The organism is Shimia sp. FJ5 (assembly GCF_032918335.1).
GTDB lineage: Bacteria > Pseudomonadota > Alphaproteobacteria > Rhodobacterales > Rhodobacteraceae > Shimia > Shimia aestuarii_A.
The window spans coordinates 517,926-538,031 of the sequence record NZ_JAWJUV010000001.1; the positions used below are offsets into that span (position 1 = coordinate 517,926).

The 20,106-nt window shown below is 63.2% G+C and carries 20 protein-coding genes; 9 read left to right on the forward strand and 11 right to left on the reverse strand.

Annotated elements, in window-relative coordinates; translation table 11 throughout:
• The first annotated feature begins 111 nt into the window (after nucleotides 1-111).
• Complete coding sequence (locus tag R1W01_RS02665; RefSeq protein ID WP_297757695.1) at nucleotides 112-567, forward strand: MmcB family DNA repair protein; 456 nt, start codon at nucleotides 112-114, stop codon at nucleotides 565-567.
• On the opposite strand, the gene arsC is transcribed toward R1W01_RS02665, so the two are convergent.
• From arsC to R1W01_RS02680, 3 genes are read right to left on the reverse strand one after another with little or no spacing between them, the layout of a single operon-like run.
• Nucleotides 559-897, reverse strand: a complete 339-nt coding sequence (gene arsC / locus R1W01_RS02670) for an arsenate reductase (glutaredoxin) (RefSeq protein WP_243613164.1) — start codon at nucleotides 895-897, stop codon at nucleotides 559-561. The two genes, R1W01_RS02665 and arsC, sit on opposite strands and share 9 nt — an antisense overlap.
• A complete protein-coding gene (locus R1W01_RS02675) occupies nucleotides 894-1,952 on the reverse strand; it encodes a quinone-dependent dihydroorotate dehydrogenase (protein WP_297757697.1) in 1,059 nt (352 codons plus the stop codon). Before R1W01_RS02675 ends, arsC begins: the two co-directional genes overlap by 4 nt.
• A complete protein-coding gene (locus R1W01_RS02680; protein ID WP_243613267.1) occupies nucleotides 1,949-2,290 on the reverse strand; it encodes a DUF952 domain-containing protein in 342 nt (113 codons plus the stop codon). The genes R1W01_RS02675 and R1W01_RS02680 overlap by 4 nt, the downstream gene beginning before the upstream one ends.
• A gap of 93 nt (nucleotides 2,291-2,383) precedes the next feature.
• On the opposite strand from R1W01_RS02680, the gene R1W01_RS02685 reads away from it, so the two are divergent.
• Nucleotides 2,384-2,692: a DUF1992 domain-containing protein gene (locus R1W01_RS02685; protein ID WP_297757699.1), complete on the forward strand. Its 309-nt coding sequence runs from the start codon at nucleotides 2,384-2,386 to the stop codon at nucleotides 2,690-2,692.
• A 30-nt stretch (nucleotides 2,693-2,722) separates the two neighbouring features.
• On the opposite strand, the gene R1W01_RS02690 is transcribed toward R1W01_RS02685, so the two are convergent.
• A complete protein-coding gene (locus R1W01_RS02690) occupies nucleotides 2,723-4,483 on the reverse strand; it encodes a tetratricopeptide repeat-containing sulfotransferase family protein (RefSeq protein WP_297757700.1) in 1,761 nt (586 codons plus the stop codon).
• Nucleotides 4,484-4,493: 10 nt separating this feature from the next.
• A complete protein-coding gene (locus tag R1W01_RS02695; RefSeq protein WP_297757702.1) occupies nucleotides 4,494-6,239 on the reverse strand; it encodes a tetratricopeptide repeat-containing sulfotransferase family protein in 1,746 nt (581 codons plus the stop codon).
• Nucleotides 6,240-6,313: 74 nt separating this feature from the next.
• On the opposite strand from R1W01_RS02695, the gene R1W01_RS02700 reads away from it, so the two are divergent.
• From R1W01_RS02700 to R1W01_RS02710, 3 genes are all read left to right on the forward strand, one after another.
• Nucleotides 6,314-6,973 carry an SOS response-associated peptidase gene (locus R1W01_RS02700; protein ID WP_297757704.1) on the forward strand — a complete coding sequence of 220 codons (660 nt, stop codon included), beginning with the start codon at nucleotides 6,314-6,316 and terminating at the stop codon, nucleotides 6,971-6,973.
• A gap of 106 nt (nucleotides 6,974-7,079) precedes the next feature.
• Complete coding sequence (locus R1W01_RS02705) at nucleotides 7,080-7,892, forward strand: bifunctional allantoicase/(S)-ureidoglycine aminohydrolase (RefSeq protein WP_243613158.1); 813 nt, start codon at nucleotides 7,080-7,082, stop codon at nucleotides 7,890-7,892.
• A gap of 89 nt (nucleotides 7,893-7,981) precedes the next feature.
• Complete coding sequence (locus tag R1W01_RS02710) at nucleotides 7,982-8,989, forward strand: type I glyceraldehyde-3-phosphate dehydrogenase (RefSeq protein WP_297757706.1); 1,008 nt, start codon at nucleotides 7,982-7,984, stop codon at nucleotides 8,987-8,989.
• A 10-nt stretch (nucleotides 8,990-8,999) separates the two neighbouring features.
• On the opposite strand, the gene R1W01_RS02715 is transcribed toward R1W01_RS02710, so the two are convergent.
• A complete protein-coding gene (locus R1W01_RS02715; RefSeq protein WP_243613156.1) occupies nucleotides 9,000-10,772 on the reverse strand; it encodes an SLC13 family permease in 1,773 nt (590 codons plus the stop codon).
• Nucleotides 10,773-10,929: 157 nt separating this feature from the next.
• On the opposite strand from R1W01_RS02715, the gene R1W01_RS02720 reads away from it, so the two are divergent.
• Nucleotides 10,930-11,670, forward strand: coding sequence for a YebC/PmpR family DNA-binding transcriptional regulator (locus R1W01_RS02720; protein ID WP_243613155.1), 741 nt, complete (start codon nucleotides 10,930-10,932; stop codon nucleotides 11,668-11,670).
• Between the two features lie 149 nt (nucleotides 11,671-11,819).
• The gene (locus R1W01_RS02725; protein ID WP_297757710.1) at nucleotides 11,820-12,419 is read left to right on the forward strand and encodes a LysE/ArgO family amino acid transporter; all 600 of its coding nucleotides are present in this window, start codon (nucleotides 11,820-11,822) and stop codon (nucleotides 12,417-12,419) included.
• Nucleotides 12,420-12,569: 150 nt separating this feature from the next.
• Here the strand turns inward: R1W01_RS02725 and betC are convergent, their stop codons facing one another.
• The 3 genes from betC to betI all read right to left on the reverse strand — a co-directional run bounded on the left by betC (nucleotide 12,570) and on the right by betI (nucleotide 15,746).
• Complete coding sequence (gene betC / locus R1W01_RS02730; protein WP_297757712.1) at nucleotides 12,570-14,084, reverse strand: choline-sulfatase; 1,515 nt, start codon at nucleotides 14,082-14,084, stop codon at nucleotides 12,570-12,572.
• Between the two features lie 80 nt (nucleotides 14,085-14,164).
• A complete protein-coding gene (locus R1W01_RS02735; RefSeq protein WP_243613152.1) occupies nucleotides 14,165-15,070 on the reverse strand; it encodes a DMT family transporter in 906 nt (301 codons plus the stop codon).
• A 67-nt stretch (nucleotides 15,071-15,137) separates the two neighbouring features.
• Entirely contained in the window at nucleotides 15,138-15,746 is a 609-nt protein-coding gene (gene betI, locus R1W01_RS02740; protein ID WP_297757716.1) for a choline-responsive transcriptional repressor BetI, read from the reverse strand.
• A gap of 106 nt (nucleotides 15,747-15,852) precedes the next feature.
• Between betI and betA the strand changes: the two genes are divergently transcribed.
• A complete protein-coding gene (gene betA, locus R1W01_RS02745) occupies nucleotides 15,853-17,511 on the forward strand; it encodes a choline dehydrogenase (RefSeq protein ID WP_297757718.1) in 1,659 nt (552 codons plus the stop codon).
• Nucleotides 17,512-17,608: 97 nt separating this feature from the next.
• A complete protein-coding gene (locus R1W01_RS02750; protein WP_243613149.1) occupies nucleotides 17,609-17,848 on the forward strand; it encodes a YdcH family protein in 240 nt (79 codons plus the stop codon).
• On the opposite strand, the gene R1W01_RS02755 is transcribed toward R1W01_RS02750, so the two are convergent.
• Both R1W01_RS02755 and R1W01_RS02760 read right to left on the reverse strand, forming a co-directional pair.
• Nucleotides 17,830-18,675 (reverse strand): alpha/beta hydrolase, encoded by an 846-nt coding sequence (locus R1W01_RS02755; protein WP_297757721.1) that lies wholly within the window; start codon nucleotides 18,673-18,675, stop codon nucleotides 17,830-17,832. The genes R1W01_RS02750 and R1W01_RS02755 overlap by 19 nt on opposite strands.
• Before the next feature lies 1 nt (nucleotide 18,676).
• The gene (locus R1W01_RS02760) at nucleotides 18,677-20,077 is read right to left on the reverse strand and encodes a short-chain fatty acyl-CoA regulator family protein (protein WP_243613147.1); all 1,401 of its coding nucleotides are present in this window, start codon (nucleotides 20,075-20,077) and stop codon (nucleotides 18,677-18,679) included.
• Nucleotides 20,078-20,106: the final 29 nt, after the last annotated feature.

Here is a 20,106-nt window from a genome sequence, read left to right on the forward strand (position 1 = left end):
GAGAAGGGCAGAACCCGCCTTTGGCACAGGTAGTCCTTTGTTGAGGCAACGACAAGGGGGCGCAGTGCGGAAGGACTTGAATTTTGTTCATGGATTGTTCACGGTGAGGCCATGACAGAGATCCTGCAACCCGGACAGCTTCTTGCGCGTGGCGTCTCGCGCCACCTGCGCGGCCATGGCTTTGCCGCGGTCGAGGAGTTCGTGCCGGTGCGGGGGTTGCGGGTTGACGTAATGGCGCTTGGGCCGAAGGGCGAGTTGTGGATCGTCGAGTGCAAATCGAGCCGGGCGGATTTCCAGAGCGACAGCAAGTGGCAGGGGTATCTTGAGTGGTGTGACCGCTATTTCTGGGCTGTGGATACGGACTTTCCGACCGATCTTTTGCCCGAGGAAACGGGGCTTATCATGGCGGATGCCTATGATGCAGAGATCGTGCGCATGGCGCCGGAGGACAAACTTGCCCCGGCGCGGCGCAAGAAGATCGTGCAGAAATTCGCCATGGACGCGGCGCGGCGGTTGCAGCGGTTCCGTGATCCCAAGCTGGTGCCGTTGCCGAGCGAGTTAGAATAGATCGAGCACGGCCTCAGGCGGACGGCCAAGCGCCGCCTTGCCATTTGCAAAGACAATCGGGCGTTCGATCAGTTTCGGCTCTTGCACCATGGCGGCGATGAGCATGTCGTCGGGATCGGTCTTGGACAGTCCCATATCGCGGAAGGCGGTTTCGCGCGGGCGCATCATGTCGATCGGCTTCAGGCCAAGGAGGGCGAGCGCCTCGCGGATTTCCGCCTCGCTCGGCGCTTCCTCGAGGTATTTGCGCACCGAGACATCGCCCTTGTCCTCGATCAGGGCAAGGGTCTCGCGCGATTTGGAGCAGCGCGGATTGTGCCAGATCGTGATCATAGCCAAGCCTCCCGTTTGGAGCCGACGGCCTCAGCCACGTTGGCGAAACCATCGCGTTCAAGAAGTGCGTCGAGGCCCTCGGCGATCTCGCCAACGAGAGACATGCCGTGATAGACCAGCGCGCTATAGAGTTGGACCACAGAGGCCCCGGCGCAGATTTTGTCATAGGCGTCCTGTGCATTGCAAATTCCGCCGACGCCGACGAGGGGCAGCTTGCCTTCGGTCAGGGCGGAGAGGCGGGCGAGGACGCGGGTTGATTTTGTGAAAAGCGGCGCGCCAGAGAGACCACCTGTCTCTCCCTTGTGGCGCGAGACGAGCGCGGTGCGGTCGAGCGTCGTATTGGTGGCGATCACCGCGTCCAGCTTGGCCTCGAGCGCGACCTCGGCGATCTCGGCGAGCTCGGACTCGGAGAGATCGGGGGCGATCTTCAGAAAGACAGGGATCGGGTGCGCGAGCGCGTCGCGAGTCTCCATGACACCCGCAAGGAGCGCAGAGAGGGCGGCCTTACCCTGAAGATCGCGGAGCTTCTCGGTGTTGGGAGACGAGACGTTGACCGTCGCGAAATCGAGATGGGCACCGCAGGTGGCGAGCACCTTGGCAAAGTCGCTGGCGCGGTCGGCGCTGTCCTTATTGGCGCCGAGGTTGAGGCCGATCACGGCGCCCTTGGGCCGCTTCGCGAGACGGGTGGCGATGGCCTCCATACCGTCATTGTTAAAGCCGAAGCGATTGATGACGCCGCGATCCTCGGAGAGACGGAACAGGCGCGGTTTGGGGTTGCCCGGCTGGGGTCGGGGTGTCGCGGCACCGACTTCGACAAAGCCGAAGCCCGACTTTGCAAGCCCGTCGAGCGCGGTGGCGTTCTTGTCGAACCCGGCGGCGAGACCGATGGGGTTTGGCAGGTCGATTCCGGCCAAAGTTGTGGCGAGGCGCGGCGTGGTGAGCGTGCCGGGCGCGGGGGCGAGGCCGGTCTGAAGCGCCTTGATGGCGAGGCCATGGCCTGTCTCGGGATCGATGCAGTGCAGGGCGCGCAGGCCCAGTTTCTCAAGGAAGGTCATGTGCCAAGCCCCGCTGGGAATTGATGCGTGCCGTTCTCGAGCGGCAGGGGTTGGGCCCAAGCCACGTCCTCGAGCGTCAGGTCGCGATAGAGATGGGGAAAGAGCGCGCCACCGCGCGAGGGTTCCCATTTGAGCGCATCCCCGAGCCTGTCGGTCTCGAGACCGAGGAGAAAGAGGCCGTCCTCGCCTGCGAAATGCTTGGCGGCGGTTTCTTCAACCTGCTCGGCAGTGGAGAAATGGACGAACCCGTCGGCGATATCGACAGGCGCGCCTTGTGTCTTGCCTGAGGCGCGCAGGTCGGCCCATTCCTGTTCACGGAAAATCTTGAAAATCAGCATGGCGTTGACATGCACCCGCGCTTGCGCGAGGTCAAGCATCGGCTTGACATTAAGGCCTTTGCAGCAAGACTTGGGCAGGAAAGGACCGGCGTTTTGGATCACCCGCTCATTGATCTGATCAACCAGAAAATCCGCGAGGCGGAGGCCGATGGCGCGTTCGAGAACCTTGAAGGGGCGGGGAAGCCGTTGCCGAAGGAGGATGATCCGGAGAACGCGCTTTTGAATCGGTTGGTGAAAGAAGCGGGTGGGGTGCCGGAATTCGTCTCGCTTTCGCGCGAGTTGAGTCGCTTGCGCGAGGAGTTGCGCGAGACCGACGACCGGGCGCGGCGACAGGATATCCTCAAGGACATGTCGATGACCGAGGCGCGCATCGAGATCGCGCGCAAGGAATACAAACGCTAAGGGGCGGTCTGTGCCGCCCCCTTTCATCGTTTAGTCCTGTTCGAGATCAAGCTCGGGCCAAAGCGCCGGGTCGAGCCCTTCGACGAAAGGTTTGAGCGCGTCCTCCATGCGGCGCCAGCCGCCGACAGAGCGTTTGTGCACGCCCTCACGGACCTGCGTGACCGAGGCGGTCCGCACGGTGGATTTGGTTTTTTGCGGCTCCATCATCGCCTCGCACCATTCAAGGCCGCAGTATTCAGCCATGGCGCGGCTCGTGCCTTCGATATCCCCGACGAGACCGTCATAGGTGATGGTCAAGAACTGATCGGGGAACTCCGCCTTCCAGTGGTTCATGAAGCGGCGGTAGAAGTTCGCTTCGATCGCCATATGGGCCAGATCGTTGGTGTAGCGCATGCCCTCGGCCTTGAAGACTTTGCGCCACATCGAAAGCGCCACGTCGCGCGGATCGCGTTCGAGATGGATAATGCGGGCGCCGGGGATGCCGTGCAGGATCATCCCGACATAGCGGTAGTTGCCCGGCATCTTGTCGGCGAGCGCAACATGGCCAGCCGCATGCGGCGGCAGGTTGGCGCGGTAGGTTTCCTCGAAACGGGCCGGATCAAATTCTGGCGCGTCGTCCTTGAGGAACGTCTGAGCGGCTTTTGTTGCGGCACCAAGTTCGCCACAGCTTGCCACGTCCGGATGGGCCGCAAGCACCATCTCGGTCAGGGTCGTGCCCGAGCGCGGTTGGCCCACGACGAAGAGCGGGCGCGGCGATTTCGCCGCTTCGGGACGTAGGATCGCCGGGCCTTTCGGCGTCGCATCGATCACGCGCTTGAAGTTCCCTTCGCTGTTTTCCGGGTGCCATTTGAACAGATAGGCCAGCTCTTCGCGGGCCTTGGCGAAGGACTTGCCGGCGGCGGAGTAATTCTTGAGCCGGAAGTCGATTTCTCCAAGCGACATCATCAGGCGGCACCATTCGTTCAAGCCGCGCGGCGTCGATTGCAGCGCCTTGCGGATTTTCTCGCGCAGTTCGGGAAGGGCCTCGGGGGTCTCGATCTCGGCCAGCTGGGTCAGGGCGCCACGGTGGTTTGGCGCAAGATCCAGCGTCTTGTAGAGCGCGGTGCGGGCATCGTCGATACGGCCGACAGCGGTCAGGGCTGCGGCCTGCGTGATGTAGAGCGCCGGGAGGTCATTCTGTTTCTCGAGGGCCGTTTCGACAAGTGCGAGCGCCTCTTCCGGGCGGAATTGCGAGAGATAGAAATTCGCGGTGGTGTCGATGACGGCGGGGTTCTCGGGATCGAGGCTGCGGGCTTCCTCGAGATCGGCCTCGGCCTCTTTCGCCGCGCCAAGTTCTTCATAGGCCGTGGCACGGGGCAGGAGAAAGCCAAGCCGTGCCGGCCCGTCGAGCAGATCAAGGGCGCGGGTTGCGATGTCGATGATCCGGTCTCGCTGGCTTCGCAGGTTGGCAGAGAACAACAGCAGTTCATAAACCTTGAGCGGGTTTTTGCGTTGTGCTGCGTAGCGTTCGCCAAGCTCGCGCGCTTTGTCGTGCTGATTGGCGACGATATACGCGTGCACGAGGTTGTTTTGGTATTCTTCGTGGTCGGGCATGAGCTGCACCGCCTTGACGAAATAAGGCAGCGCCTCGCGGCCCTTGTCGCAGTTGGCCAGTGCCGTGCCCGCGACATTGGCGAAATGCGGCTCGCGCGGGAATTGCTTATGCGCGGATTTGGCGAGCTTCGCGGCGGCGTTGAACTGTCCGGTCTGTAGCTGTTGGGCGAGTTTATCTGCGATCTGTTGCGGGGTCATTTGGGGTCTCTCACGTCAGGTCCGGCCAAAGGGCCGGGTCGAGTTCATTCAGGAAGGGGCCAAGCGCGTCTTCCATGCGGCGCCAGCCGCCGAGCGAGCGCTTGTGTACGCCTTGGCGCACCTGCACCACAGAGGCGGTGCGCACGGCAGCGGTGTTCTTTTCGGGGGCGGCCATGGCGTCATGCCAGTCGAGGCCGCAGAAATCGGCCATGCGCCGGGCGGCGGCAGGCAGGTCGGAGACGATCTCGCCATAGTCGAGCGTCAGGATGCGGTCGGGCGCGAGCGCCTCCCAATGGGCCATGTAGCGGCGGTAGGTATTGGCGCTCTTGGCCATGGCGCGTTGGTCAAAGGTAAAGGCCATGCCTCCGGCGGGGAAGTAACTCCGCCACATGGAGAGCGCGACATCGCGGGGATCGCGGGCAATATGGAGGATCGGCGCCTCGGGGAAGGCGGCGAGGAGATAGCCGATATAGCGATAGTTGAGCGGCATTTTGTCGACGAAGGCACGTGCCTGTGCCGCAACCGGCGGCATGTCGGCCCGGAACCCGGCGGCAAAGGCGGCGGGGTCAAAGGCCTCGCCGTTTTCTTCAAGCGCGGCCACGAGTCGGCGTGCCATGTCCAACTCACCACAGGATTGCACCTGCGGATGTGCGGTCAGGATCATCTCGCTCAGCGTGGTGCCCGAGCGAGGCTGGCCGAGCACGAAGATGGGGGTCGGCGTGTCGCGGTCTCCACCGGCCGGCAGCGGCGCGCCCAGCGGGAAGGCGGCGAGAATTCGGTCACATTCGGCGGCCTCAGCCCCGCTGTCATAGGGGCGCAGCTTGGCGTTCCAGTCGTTGAACCGGGCCAGAGCCGTGGCGGCCTTGCCGTAGTCGCCGAGTTGAAAGTGGATATTGCCGACTGCGCGGTTGAGGTCGGCCTGAAAGGGCGATCTCGGCGGCAGCTTCTTTTGCGCTGTCAGGATGTCCGGCAAAAGGGCGCGGTTTTCTTCGCGCGATTGCATCGCCGCGAGTTCCGCGTAGCCTTCGGCGTGCAGCGGATCAATGGTCAGCAGGTAGGTATAGGCGGCAATCGCGTCTTCGATCCGGCCTTCCTCGGCCAGCAGGATCGCCTGACGGTGCAGTGCATTGACATGGTTGGGATTGATCGCGAGCGCCTTTTCGACCGCTGCAAGCGCGGCGTCGGGATCCCCCGTGCGCGCCAAAGGCAGACCGATATTGGCAAGCGGGTCGGGATCGCGCGGGTTCAACTCGTGCGCGCGGCGGAAATCGGCGATGGCGCTTTGCTCATCGTTCTCGGTCGCATGGGCAATGCCGCGCAGGTTATAGGCCATCGCATGTTTCGGGTTGGCCTCGATCGCCTTGGTCAGCGCCGCAATCGCGCCCTTGGAGTCGCCGCTCTGGGAGAGTGACGCCCCCTTGAAGAACCAAAGCGCGCTCGGATCGGCGCGTTTGGGCAAGAGCTTGGCGATCAATTCCTGTGCCTTGACGTGCTGGCCGGTCTGGATCAGCGCCTGGATCAGGTTATTCTGTATCTCGACATCGCCGGGGCGCATCTTGAGCGCCTTGGAGAACATCGTGATCGCCGCGCGCCCATCACCGCTCTGGGCCATGGCGGAGGCGGCGAGGTTGACGAAATTGGCTTCGTGCGGGAAGGCTTTCATCGCCCCTTTGGCCGCCTTGGCCGCAGCCTTGAAACTACCGCTGTTCATAAGACCCATGATTTTCTGGGCGTGCTGTTGAACGGTGACTGCCATTTTCGGGTCTGATCCTTTTTGCGAAGGGCGATTTTCCGCATGAGCCAAGCGTGGCCCGGTGGTAGGGTGTATACATGTGTGGAAGATTTGCAATCACCTTGCCCAATGATGCCATGGCGCGCCTTTTTGACGCTGCCCCGGCCAATGACCTGCCGGATATCCCGAATTTCAATGTTTGCCCGACGACGCGGGTTCATGTGGTGCGCGCGGCTGAGGGGGGGCGACAGCTTCTGGGGATGCGCTGGGGATTTGTGCCGACCTGGTACAAGGCGGTGGACGATGGCCCGCTTCTGATCAATGCCCGGGCCGAGACCATCGCGACCAAACCTGCGTTCCGAGCCGCCTGTCGGGCGCGGCGTTGCCTGATCCCGGTGAGCGGCTTCTATGAATGGACCAAGGATGGCGAGGGCGTGCGCTGGCCATGGTATATCCATGCGGAAGGGCCGTTGGCGCTTGCGGGGATATGGCAGGACTGGGACGGGCCAGATGGGCGTCTGGAAACATGCGCCATCGTGACCACAGGGGCGAACCGCAATATGGCCCGCATTCACCATCGGATGCCGGTGGTGATCGGGCATGAGGACTGGGCGCTTTGGCTTGGTGAAGCGGGGCATGGAGCGGCGCCTTTGATGAGCGCACCGCCCGAGGACCTCTTGTCCTTTCATCAGGTGGACCGGGCGGTCAATTCCAACCGCGCCAGCGGGCCAGAGCTTATCGAGCCGCTTGAGCCGTGATTTTCAAATAATTCCAACGAATGTTTCATGGTGCAAACCCACGGATCGGATTGGACCGGGGCGATCCGACGCGCCATGATGGGGTAAGCCGATGGAGACCACACAGATGACCCAATATTACGCGCCCAAAGGGGGATTGCCGCCCCAGACCCAGCTTTTGACCGATCGCGCCATGTTCACCGAAGCCTATGCGGTCATCCCGCGCGGAACGATGAGCGATATCGTGACCTCGCAGCTCCCGTTCTGGACCGACTCGCGCTTCTGGGTCTTGGCGCGGCCCTTGTCGGGTTTTGCCGAGACGTTCTCGCACTATATCGCCGAGGTGCTTCCGGGCGGGGGCAGCACGCGGCCCGAGACCGATCCCGAGGCGCAAGCGGTGCTATTCGTAGTCGAGGGTGAGGTGGTCCTCACGATCGAGGGCACGCGTCACGAGATGGCGCCGGGCGGCTATGCCTACATCCCTGCCGGGAGTGACTGGACGCTTGGCAATGAGGGCACAGAACCGGCGCGCTTTCATTGGGTGCGCAAAGCCTATGAGGCGGTCGATGGGCTTGATGCGCCGGAGGCCTTTGTCACCAACGAGACCGAGGTCGCGCCCAACGCCATGCCCGATACCGAGGGCAAGTGGGCGACGACGCGATTTGTCGAGCCGGATGACCTGCGTCACGACATGCATGTCAATATCGTCACCTTCGAGCCGGGCGCGGTCATCCCCTTTGCCGAAACTCATGTCATGGAGCACGGGCTTTATGTTCTTGAGGGCAAGGCGGTCTATCGGCTCAATCAGGATTGGGTCGAGGTCGAGGCGGGCGATTACATGTGGTTGCGCGCCTTCTGCCCGCAGGCCTGCTATGCGGGGGGACCAGGCAAGTTCCGCTACCTCCTCTACAAGGACGTGAACCGGCATATGCCACTGTGATCCATGCTGCGTGATGGTGGGCATCACGAAAACGCGCTTGTCCTCGGGCTGTAAACCTTGTGAAACAGGGGCAATCAGGGGAGACGCGCATGGGCGAGCATCGCACGACAGTATTTCTCAACGGGTTTGGCCGGATTGGCCGGACCCTTCTGCGCATCCTCGGACAAGGCGGATACGGCGATATCGAGATCGTCGGCATCAACGATATCGAGCCGCTCGAGACCTGCGCCTATCTTTTTGAATACGATAGCGTTTTTGGCCCCTACGGTGGCACGGTCGAGACCGCGGCAGGGCGGTTGATCCTCGATGGCAAAGCGATCCCGTTTCATGGCGTGCGGGATTTGTCCGAGCTGAACTTGGGCGACGTGGATGTGGTGCTCGAATGCACCGGCATGGCCGGGTCGCGCGCTGTGGCTGAACGCGGGCTGGCCGCCGGGGCGGGCGCGGTGTTGATTTCCGGGCCGTCGGATGAGGCGGACGTGACCCTCGTCATGGGCGCGAACGAGGCGGAACTTGGGGATCACCGGATCGTCTCCAATGCATCCTGCACCACCAACGCGCTTGCGCCGCTTCTGAAGGTTCTGGATGCTTCCTATGGTCTCATCAGCGGCCACATGACCACAGTGCATTGCTATACCGGGAGCCAGCCAACCGTTGACAAACCCCGCGGTGGCGGATTGGCCCGAAGCCGGGCGGCAGCGCTTTCGATGGTGCCGACCACGACAAGCGCCGGGCGGTTGATCGACGCGGTGCTGCCCGATCTTGCCGGGCGGGTTCTTGCGCGGGCGATCCGGGTGCCGACGGCGTCCGTCTCGGCGATTGATCTCACGATCCAGACCGAGGTCGAAACCACGGTGGAGGGGGTCAATACGCTCCTCAAGGGCGAAGTGGCGCACGGCGGTGTCTTGGGCTGGACCGAGAAACCGCTGGTCTCGACCGACCTGCGCGCGCGACCCGAGTCGCTCATCCTGTCGGGGCGCGAGACGTCAGTGTCGGTCGGCGGGCTTTTGCGGGTCTTTGGCTGGTATGACAACGAATGGGGGTTTTCCTGTCGCATGCTCGATATGGCGCGCCTAATGGCGGGGCGCGGCACGTAGATCTAGTGTCCTAGAGCGGCCAGAAGACGAGGATCGCGGGCACCGAAACCGCGACCACGAGGATTTCGAGCGGCAAGCCCATGCGCCAGTAATCGCCAAAGCGATAACCGCCAGGACCAAGGATCAGCGTGTTGTTCTTGTGCCCGATCGGGGTCAGGAAGGCCGAAGAGGCAGCAACGGCGACAGCCATCAGGAACGGATCGGCCGAGACGTCGAGCGATTGCGCCATTTGGATACCCACGGGGGCGGCGACAATGGTCGTCGCGGTGTTGTTGAGCACATCCGAGAGCGTCATCGTCACCATCATCAGAAGCGTTAGCACGGCCCAGGTCGGCATGCCTTCGGTGATCGTCACAAGGGAACCGGCGATCAACTCGGTGCCGCCCGCATCTTCGAGCGCCGCGCCGAGCGGGATCATCGACCCGAGCAGGACCACCACGGGCCATTCGATCTGATCATATATTTCCGTGACCGGCAAAATGCCCGACAGCACATAGGCAATAACCACGAGGCCAAGCGCGATAGGCAGGTACACAAGGCCGATCGAGGCCGCCAGAACGGCCGCCCCAAAGAGGCCAATCGCGAGCCAGACCTTGCGATTGTTGGTCACCGCATAGCCGCGATTGGCGAGCGGCAGACAGCCGAGCCATTCCGTAATGTCCGCACCGCGCGACTTGGGCACCAGAAGCAAAAGAATATCACCGGGTCGGACCTCCGTTTTGCGGATGCGGCTTCGGATGCGGCGACCTTCGCGGGAAATCCCCAAGAGCACCGCGCCCTGACGCCAGGCAAGACCAAGGCTCTGTGCGGTCTTGCCATTGATGCGCGCGGTTTCCGGCACCACCAATTCGACCATATCAAGTCCTTCGCCAGCCGCCTTGAGATGTTCCTCGCGTTTGGAATCTGCAAAGTCGAGGTCGAGCGCGGCACGGAATTCGTCGAGCGCATCCGGTGTTGCCTCGATCAGGATCGCATCGCCCGCCTCGAGCACGGTATTGCGTGCGGCGCCATAGCGGCGCTTGTCGTCCCGCATGAGGCCGATCAGAGCGACATCGGAATCGTCGGCCTGTCCCTGAAGTTCGCCAAGGCGTTTGCCGATCAGCTTGCTTTCTTCGGGCACAGTTAGTTCGGCAAGGTATTGATCCAGATCGGAAACCTTCTTGCCTGCGTCCTCGCGCGCAGGGATCAGGCGCCAGCCGATCAGGGCCACGAAGATCAGGCCAGCCAGCGCCGTGATGCCACCCACAGGGGCGAAATCGAACATACGGTAGGGGGCGCCAAGGGATTCCTCGCGGATCGTCGCGATGATGATGTTGGGGGGCGTGCCGATGAGCGTTGCCATGCCGCCAAGGATCGTTGCGAAGGAGAGCGGCATCAGCGACAGCGCGGGGCTGCGCCCGGCCTTGCGTGCGGTTTGCACATCGACCGGCATCAGCAGGGCAAGCGCCGCCACGTTGTTCATGAAGGCCGAAAGCACCGCGCCGATCCCGCCCATGAGGGCGATGTGGCTGCCAAGCTTGCGCGAGCTATCGACCAAGGTGCGGGTGATGAGAAAGACCGCTCCGGAGCGCATCAGCCCGGCCGAGACCACGAGCACGAGCGCCACCACGAGCGTTGCCGGATGGCCAAACCCGCTAAAGGCATCATCGACCTTCACAACGCCCGCCACGACCCCCACCATGAGCGCCGTGAACGCCACGAGGTCATAGCGAAAACGCCCCCACAGAAGCAGGGCGAACACTGCGCCGAAGAGAGAGAACAGGATAATCTGGTCTTGGGTCATGGTCTGCCTTTCACGCGTTGCCCTACCCAAACGCAGCCACGCCGCGATGGCAAGCGGTGCTTGCGGGGAAAAAGGCGTGTCTCCGCTCAGCTTGCAGGCCTGCCCGCGGTTGCGCTATAGGGAGCCAGATTTAGCAACAAACAGGGCACGCGTAGATATGGCCGGCCATAGTAAATGGGCAAATATCCAGCACCGCAAAGGACGTCAGGACGCCGCGCGGTCGAAACTTTTCTCTAAACTTTCCAAGGAGATCACCGTCGCCGCCAAGATGGGCGACCCCGATCCCGAGAAGAACCCGCGCCTGCGCCTCGCGGTTAAAGAAGCCAAGACGCAATCGGTGCCCAAGGACGTGATCGAACGCGCGATCAAGAAGTCGACCGCCGGGGAAGGCGACGATTACGAAGAAATCCGCTATGAGGGCTATGGCCCGAACGGCGTCGCGGTGATCGTTGAGGCGATGACCGACAACCGCAACCGGACCGCCTCGACGGTGCGCTCGACCTTCTCCAAGAACGGCGGCAACCTCGGCGAAACGGGCTCGGTCGGGTTCATGTTCGAACGCAAGGGCGAGGTGTCGTATCCGGCCTCTGTTGGCGATGCAGACACTGTCATGATGGCAGCGATCGAGGCCGGTGCGGAAGATGTGGAATCGAGCGAGGACGGCCATGTCATCTGGTGCGCCGACACCGATCTCAACGAAGTGTCGAACGCGCTCGAGGCGGAGCTTGGCGAATCCGAGTCGACCAAGCTCGTCTGGCGTCCGACCACCACGACCGAGATGGACCTTGAGAGCATGCAGAAGCTGATGAAGCTCATTGACGCGCTTGAGGATGACGACGACGTGCAGCGCGTCACGACCAATTTCGAAGCCTCCGACGAGGTCATGGATCAGCTCTGATCCATCTTTGACAGGTGTTGAGGCGGCGTCCTGCGGGGCGCCGTTTTTTCTTGGGTTGGCCTCGGAAACGGGGGTCTGTATCACGTCGGTATTGCGTCGGTATCGCGTCTGTCTCGAAACCGCGCGCGGCACCAGGGAGGGGTCACATCATGTTGCAAGCTGCCATTGCCGGGTTCGCGCTCGGGTTTTCGCTGATCCTTGCCATCGGCGCACAGAACGCCTTCGTTCTGCGACAGGGGTTGCGCGGCGAGCATGTGTTGCCCGTGGTGCTGACTTGTGCGCTTTCGGATGCGGTGCTGATCGTGGCGGGCGTGGCGGGCTTCGGTGTCCTCGTCGAGCGTTTCCCAGCGGCGGTCGAGATCGCGCGCTGGGGTGGCGCGGCATTCCTCGTGGTCTATGGCGTGATGAGCTTTCGTGCCGCGTGGCGCGGTGGTGAGGCATTGGCGACTGAGGGGCGCGAACGTGTGCCGCTCGCTGCGGCACTCTTGACCTGCCTGACGCTCACATGGGCCAACCCGCATGTCTATCTCGACACGGTGGTCCTCCTCGGCGGTATCTCGGCGCAATATGACCCGGCGCTTGCTTTCGGCGCGGGTGCGGTGCTCTCGAGCTTTTTCTTTTTCTTCTCGCTCGGGTTTGGCGCGCGGCTCTTGCGGCCTCTGTTCACCAGCGCGCGGGCGTGGCAGGTGCTCGACGTGCTGGTCGGGCTGACCATGTGGGCGATTGCGGCGAAACTTGTGCTCGCCTGATCCGGCATCGCATAGATTTCATGCCTCCGGCGGGAGTATTTCACCAGAGAAGAAGCCGGGAATGCGCCCCTGTCTTCCTCTTGCCGTAAATATCCCGGGGGGTTTGGGGGGCTGGCCCCCCAATTGAAAATGAAATCTGGACGGGCGTCGCTATTCGCCGCGCGGGAAGCGTTGGTTTTCTTCCAGCACGTTGAGATCCATGTGGTTGCGCATGTAGCGATCCGAGGCTTTCTGCAGCGGCTGGTAATCCCATGGGTAATAGGCGCCATTGCGCAACGCCTCATAGACGACCCAGCGCCGGGCCTGACTTTCGCGGACGTCGCCGTCGAACCGATCGAGATCCCAGCGCGCATCGGCCTCGGCTCGGAACTCGGCCAGCGTCTCGGCATGGGCCGGATCGTTTGCGAGGTTGGTCAGCTCATGCGGATCGGCCTCTAGATCGAAAAGCTGTTCCGGGTCGAGGGTGCAGCGGGTGTATTTCCATTTGCCCGCCCGCAACGCCACCATCGGCGCATAGGACGCTTCGGCGGCGTATTCCATGGCGACGGGGCTTGTGCGGCTCTGGCCTTGACCGAGTGGCACGAGGCTTTCGCCGGTGGTCCAAGGCATGACCTCTTCCATGCTGACACCTGCGAGGTCACAGACCGTCGGACAGATGTCGATATTGCTCACCGGTGTGTCGACGCGGCCCGGTGCCATATCGGGGGCCGAGACCATGACGGGGACGCGGGCGGAGCCTTCGAAGAAGGACATCTTGAACCAGAGACCGCGCTCGCCGAGCATGTCGCCGTGATCGGACACGAAGAGCACGACCGTGTCCTTGTCCTGTCGGGTGGTCTCGAGCGCGGTGAGGATGTCGCCGATCTTGTCGTCGAGATAGGAGATATTGGCGAAATAGGCGCGGCGTGAGCGGCGGATATTGTCTTCGGTGATGTTGAAGCTGCGCCAGTCATTGGCGTCGAAGATGCGCTTGGAATGGTTGTCCTGATCCTCGTAGTCCATCGCCGGGACGGTGGGCAAAAGGTGCTCGCAATCCTCGTAGAGATCCCAATATTTACGCCGTGCCACATAGGGGTCATGCGGGTGGGTGAAGGAGACGGTGAGGCACCACGGACGGTCATCGCCGCCGCGCGCGAGATCATAGACTTTGCGGGTCGCGTGATAGGCGACCTCGTCGTCGTATTCGAGCTGGTTGGTGATCTCGGCGACGCCTGCGCCGGTGACCGAGCCCATGTTGTGAAACCACCAGTCGATGCGCTCGCCGGGTTTGCGATAGTCGGGCGTCCAGCCGAAATCGGGCGGGTAGACATCGGTGGTCAGGCGTTCCTCGAAGCCGTGCAGTTGGTCGGCGCCGACGAAATGCATCTTGCCCGAGAGGCAGGTCTGGTAGCCCGCGCGGCGCAGGTGGTGGGCGTATGTCGGGATCGACGAGGCGAACTCGGCCGCGTTGTCGTAGACGCGGGTGCCAGAGGGCAGTTGGCCCGACATAAAGCTCGCCCGGCCCGGCGCGCAGAGCGGCGAGGCGGTGTAGGCATTGGCGAAACGGGTCGAGCGTGCCGCAAGAGCCTTCAGGTTCGGTGCATGGAGCCAGTCGGCGGGGCCATCGGGGAACAGAGTTCCGTTGAGTTGGTCCACCATGATGATGAGAATATTGGGGCGGCTCATGAGCGTCTCCGGCACGGGTTGGAATTGCGCGCCACGCTAGGCCCGCGGCGTGGCGCGGGTCAATCGCGAATTGGACCGGATCAGACCTTGGGGGCGTTTACAGAAGGGGTCACGGCGCGGCGTTTCAGCACCGCTTCGCGCCACGTGATGAAGGTGATGGCGGAGATGATGATGCCGCCGCCGATCAACACCCAGATGTCGACGCCTTCGTCGAACACCAGCCAGCCCATCAAAACGGCCCAGACCAATTGCAGGAAGGCGACGGGTTGGGTCACGGTGATGGGGGCGGCAGCAAAGGCGAGGGTCATCGTGTAGTGACCCGCCGTTGCGAAGGTGGCGACCCCGAACAGGATAAGCACTTCCCAGAGTGTCGGTGTGACCCAGACGAGCGCCGCGAGCGGGGCAAGCCCGATGGTGACCGTCACCGAGAGCATGGCGACCACCATGGCGGGGCTGACTTCTTCGCTCATGATCTTGGCGATGAGATAGCCGACGGAAAAGACGACGGCAGTGCCAAGCATGGCAATATGGCCAGGGCTAAGCTCGCGAAAGCCGGGCCGTAGGATGAGAAGCGCCCCAAGCAAGGCGGCAATGACGGCGAGGATGCGACGCACGGCGAGGGTTTCGCCAAGGAACAAAGCGGCGGCGATGGTGACAAAGATCGGCGAGAGATAGTTCATCGCCGTCACCTCGGCGATTGGGATCTGGGTCATGGCAAAGAACCAGAAAGAGACCCCGATCGTATGCGCCACGCCGCGCAGACCAAAGAGGCCGATCTGGCGCTTGGTGAGCCGGGTGCGCAAGAGCGGTCGGATCATGGGCAGCAGGAAGACAAGGCCAAGCGCATAGCGCAGGAAGGCTGCTTCGGGTGCAGGCACGCTAGGGCCGAGATATTTCACCAGCGCGGTCACCATGACGAAACAGACGCCAGTCACCAACATCCACAAGACCCCGACGATGGGGCGCGCATTCACACTCTCGCTCATGCGGGCATTAAGACCCGGCAGGCGCGGGATGTCGAGGCAGTTCACATGTGAAACACGCCGCGTCGCGTCATTTTTCTTGGTGGGTTTGTGTCTCGGGCGGGCGGGAGAGCAAGAGCCGGGCCACGGCGCGGGCTTCGGCGCGGGCGGTGGCGGCGTCGGGCGGTGTTTGCGATTGCGCCGCTTCGAGCCAGACCCCGTCCATGTAGCTTTGCAGCACGTGGCGCACCGTGTCGCGGCGGTCGGGTGCGACGAGGGGGGCGAGCGCGTGGTCGAGATGCGTCGCAACCCGCGCGCGGTTGATCCGGTGCAGCCGCGCTAGGCCCGGCGCATGGGGCGCGTTGGCCCAGAATTGGGTCCAGAGGGCGCATTGGGCCGGGGTAAAGAGACGGTCTGCGAAATTCGCCTCGACCACGGCGAGGAGGCGGTCCTCGGGGGTGCGGGCTGTGCGGATTCGATCAAGGAATGCGGCACGCAAGAGGCGCAGGAGATGGCGCATGGTGTCTTCCATGAGCCGGTCCTTGGAGCCAAAATAATAGGTGATCGAGGGCGCGGTGCTACCGGCCTCGGTAGCGATGTCGGCCATGGTCACCGCGGCAAAGCCATGCGCCTGCACAGCGCGGATCGTGCCAGCGATCAGTTCTTCATGCCGAATATCGCGGATCTTGCGTCGTGCCATGCGCCCAGTGTGGCGCGGGCTTGCGGGCGCGGCAAGGCGAATTGTTTGATGTGTCAAAAAATTGTATGACCATACAAGAAATGCGAATCTGGAGCCGGAGAACAGGATGCAAGCCGAGTATGTGATCGTCGGGGCGGGGAGCGCGGGCTGTGCGCTGGCCTATCGGTTGACCGAGGCCGGAAAGCGCGTGATCGTGATCGAACATGGCGGCAGCGACGCTGGCCCGTTCATCCAGATGCCCGCCGCGCTCAGCTATCCGATGAACATGCGCCGCTATGATTGGGGCTATCAGACGCAGCCTGAGCCGCATCTTGGCGGGCGTCGGCTTGCGGCGCCGCGTGGCAAGGTCGTGGGCGGGTCCAGTTCGATCAATGGCATGGTCTATGTGCGCGGCCATGCCCGCGACTATGACCATTGGCAGGAGGCTGGCGCGTCGGGATGGGGATATGGCGACGTGCTTCCCTATTTCAAACGCATGGAGCATTGGCACGACGGCGGGCAGGGGGGCGATCCGGCGTGGCGTGGTGCGGACGGACCGCTTCATGTGACGCGTGGGCCGCGGGACAATCCGCTCCATGCCGCCTTTGTCGAAGCAGGGCGGCAGGCGGGCTATCCGGTCACTGAGGATTACAACGGCCAGCAGCAAGAAGGCTTTGGCCCGATGGAGATGACGGTGTGGAAGGGGCGACGCTGGTCGGCGGCCAATGCCTATCTGCGCCCGGCGCTCGAGCGCGAGAATTGCACCCTCCTACGCGCTTTTGCCGAGCGCGTGGTGATCGAAGACGGCCGCGCCGTGGGGGTTGAGGTCACACGCAAGGGGCAGAGAGAGGTGATCCAGGCCGAGCGCGAGGTGATCCTCGCGGCCTCGGCGTTCAATTCGCCCAAGCTCTTGATGCTCTCGGGGATCGGGCCGGGGCGGCACCTTGTCGAGCGCGGGATCAAGCTTGTTGCGGATCGCCCCGGTGTGGGGAAGAACCTACAGGACCACCTAGAGGTCTACATGCAGATGGCGAGTAAGCAGCCGATCACGCTCTACCGCCATTGGAACCTCATCTCGAAGGGGATGATCGGGGCGCGCTGGCTTTTGACCAAGGCGGGGCTTGGGGCGTCGAACCAGTTCGAGAGCGCGGGGTTCATCCGCTCGCGCGCCGGGATCGACTATCCGGATATCCAGTTTCATTTCCTGCCCATCGCGGTGCGCTATGACGGCAAAGCGGCGGCGGAGGGGCACGGGTTTCAGGCCCATGTCGGGCCGATGCGGTCCGCCTCGCGCGGGGCGGTCACATTGGCGAGTGCGGATCCGGCGGCGGCGCCGGAGATCCTTTTCAACTATATGAGTCGTGAAGAGGACTGGGCCGATTTCCGCGCCTGTGTGCGCCTCACGCGGGAGATTTTCGGACAAGAGGCTTTTGCGCCCTTCGTGAAACACGAGATTCAGCCCGGTGTCGCGGCGCAGAGCGATGCCGAGATCGACGCCTTTCTCAAAGAACATGCCGAGAGCGCCTATCACCCCTGCGGCACCTGCCGGATGGGGGCGAAGGACGATCCGGGCGCGGTGGTTGATCCGGAGTGCCGGGTGATCGGGGTTGAGGGGCTTCGCGTTGCGGATAGCTCGATCTTTCCGCGTATTCCCAATGGCAACCTCAACGGCCCCTCGATCATGACCGGCGAGAAGGCGGCGGATCATATCCTAGGGCGGCCTCTTTTGCCGCGCGATCCGGGCGAGGCGTGGGTGCATTCGGACTGGCAGACTGCGCAGCGATAAAAAGTAGCGTTGCGCGTTTCTTTTTGATCCCTGTCAAAGCAGGTGGCGGCCGGGCATCGCTAAGGTCGGTCGAACGTTAGAAGAAGGAACGCACAACATGTCTCACGTCCCGCACGATCTTGCCGCGGAATTCCCGGAATTCGCAGAGAAGATGAGCGAGCTGAAAGTCAGCGACAAGCACTTTGCGAAGCTGGCCGGCGACTATCAGGAACTCAACGACAAGGTCCACCTTGCCGAAACCAACGTCCAGCCGCGCGAGGAACTTGCCGAAGTGGACCTGCGCAAGCGCCGCGCGGCGCTCAAGGACGAGATCTACGCCTATCTCAAGGCGAACTGATCGATGAAAGCCCAGAGGCGCGGGAGCGTGTCGGTCCGCCAGAGATCGGTATGACCTGCGCCCTTGACGGGCAGGAAGCGCTTGTTTCGGGATGGGGCGGCAGAGGTGATCTGCCGCCCCATTTCTATTGGGATGAGCGCGTCTTCGGTGCCGTGCAGGACAAGGAGCGGCGCTTGGAGGTCGGCAGCGCGGGTGAGGCTTGGCCACGCACTGTCGAGGCGCGCGGCAAGAGCGCGGGTGCCGGGGTAGTGATGTTCCGCCAGATCGGGGATCGAGGTGAAAGGTGCTTCTAGGATGACACCGGCGAGCGGGCCGTGGCCTTTTTCCGGGTGCAGCGCGGGGGAGGCCATGAGGCAGAGCGCGACCGCCGTGCCGAGGCTCTCGCCGTAAAGGACGACGCGGCGCGCGGTGAGGGCGGGCATCTCGGCGAAGAACCTGTGGAACGCGACCTCCGTGTCCCAGATGAGGGCGGCCTCGCTTGGGGTGCCGCTGCTGCCCGAAGAACCACGATAGGCCGGCGCGAAGAGACCATAGCCGCGATCAAGGAAACGGCGGAAGCGGCCCGCGCGGGCGGCGAGGTTTCCGGCATTGCCATGCAGGTAGAAGATCACTGGCTTGCCGCGCTTGGGGGCTGCGGTCCAAGCGATGAGGGTCTCGCCGTCATTGTCGAAGTGGAGTTCCTCGACGCCCGGGAGACCAGCCTCGGCAGGGGGCACATGGGTCGCGTCAAAGGGATAGAGCACCCAGCGTTCGGCCATGCTTCCGAGAGCGACCGTCGCGGCGGCGAGGATCAGCAGAACCACGCCAAGGCGCAGCAGCCCGCGCATGTCAGTCGACCTCGTAAGGCAACACGCCGCGTTCGTTTTCGCGGATCGTCAGGCGGCGTTCGAGCGGTGGGACCGAGCGTTGGTGGCAATGGGTGCGCTCGCAGATGCGGCAGGAAATGCCGATCGGCTCAAAGGCTTCGGGGGTCGTGATGTCCATATGATCGGCATAGATCAGGGCGTCGGCATGGCGTACCTCACAGCCCAAAGCGATGGCGTAGCGGCGCACCGGCGCACCGAAATGGCCGCCGGGCTTGGAGACATCGCGGGCCAGCGAAATATAGCGGACCCCGTCCGGCGTCTCGGCCAGTTGGCGCAGAAAGCGGCCCGGCGTCTCGAAGGCGCGGTGCACGTTCCACAAGGGACAGGCCCCGCCGAAGCGCGCGAATTGCAGGCGGGTCGCGGAGTGGCGTTTGGTGATCGTACCGGCCTGATCGACGCGGACAAAGAAGAAGGGAATGCCCTTGGCGCCGGGGCGTTGCAGGGTCGAGAGCCGGTGCGCGACCTGTTCGATGGAGGCGCCGAACCGGTTGGCAAGCACCTCGAGATCATGGCGCGTGTCGCGGGCGGCCTCAAGGAAACGCGTATAGGGCATCATCGCGGCCCCGGCGAAGTAGTTGGCAAGGCCGATCTTGGCGATGGCGCGGGCGGCGTCGGATTGGAAGCGGGCGAGGTCGAGCGTCGCCTCGAGAAGCTTATCCGACTGCAAAAGCGCCAGTTGCAGGAGCATCTGAAAGGTCTGGGTCTCGAACGCTGCGCGGGCCGAGATATAGAGCCGCCGCGTTTCAGGGTCGTAGTGGCGCAGGCGGTCGGCGTCGGTCAGCTCGAGCGTGATGCCAAGATCGGCGAGGGTTCGGATCACTGCGGGGCGGATGCCGTCAGCAGCCAGCGCGCGATTGGCAAAATTCTCGGCGGCGTGGTCCACCGCGTCGATATAGTTGTCGCAGTAGTGAAAGAAATCGCGCACCTCGTCCCAGGGAGAGGGCTGCATCCGCACGTCTTCGCGCCCAAGGGCCTCGTCGAGCGAGGCGAGGCGTTCGTGGGTCTGGCGGTAGGCGCGGTGCAATTCGAGAAAGGCTCGGGCAAAGGCGGGCGCATTGGAGGCCGTCAGGCGCAGATCGGCAAGCGGGGCTGTGGCCTCGGCCAGAACCGGGTCGGCCATTGCCTCGCGCATGTCAGACACCAACCGCTCGCTATCACCGGTCGACAGTTCGGTGACGTCAAAGCCGAACTCCTGCGCCAGCGCGAGCACCACCGTGGTCGAGACCGGGCGGTTATTGTTCTCCATTTGGTTCAGGTAGGGCAGGGAGACGCCGAGCTTGGCGGCAAACTCCTTTTGCGTCAGTTCGAGCCGAGAGCGAATTTCACGCAGCTTGGCGCCGGCGTAGAGTTTCTGGGTAGCCATGAGCGGTCCGGGATTGCTTTGCTACTGCA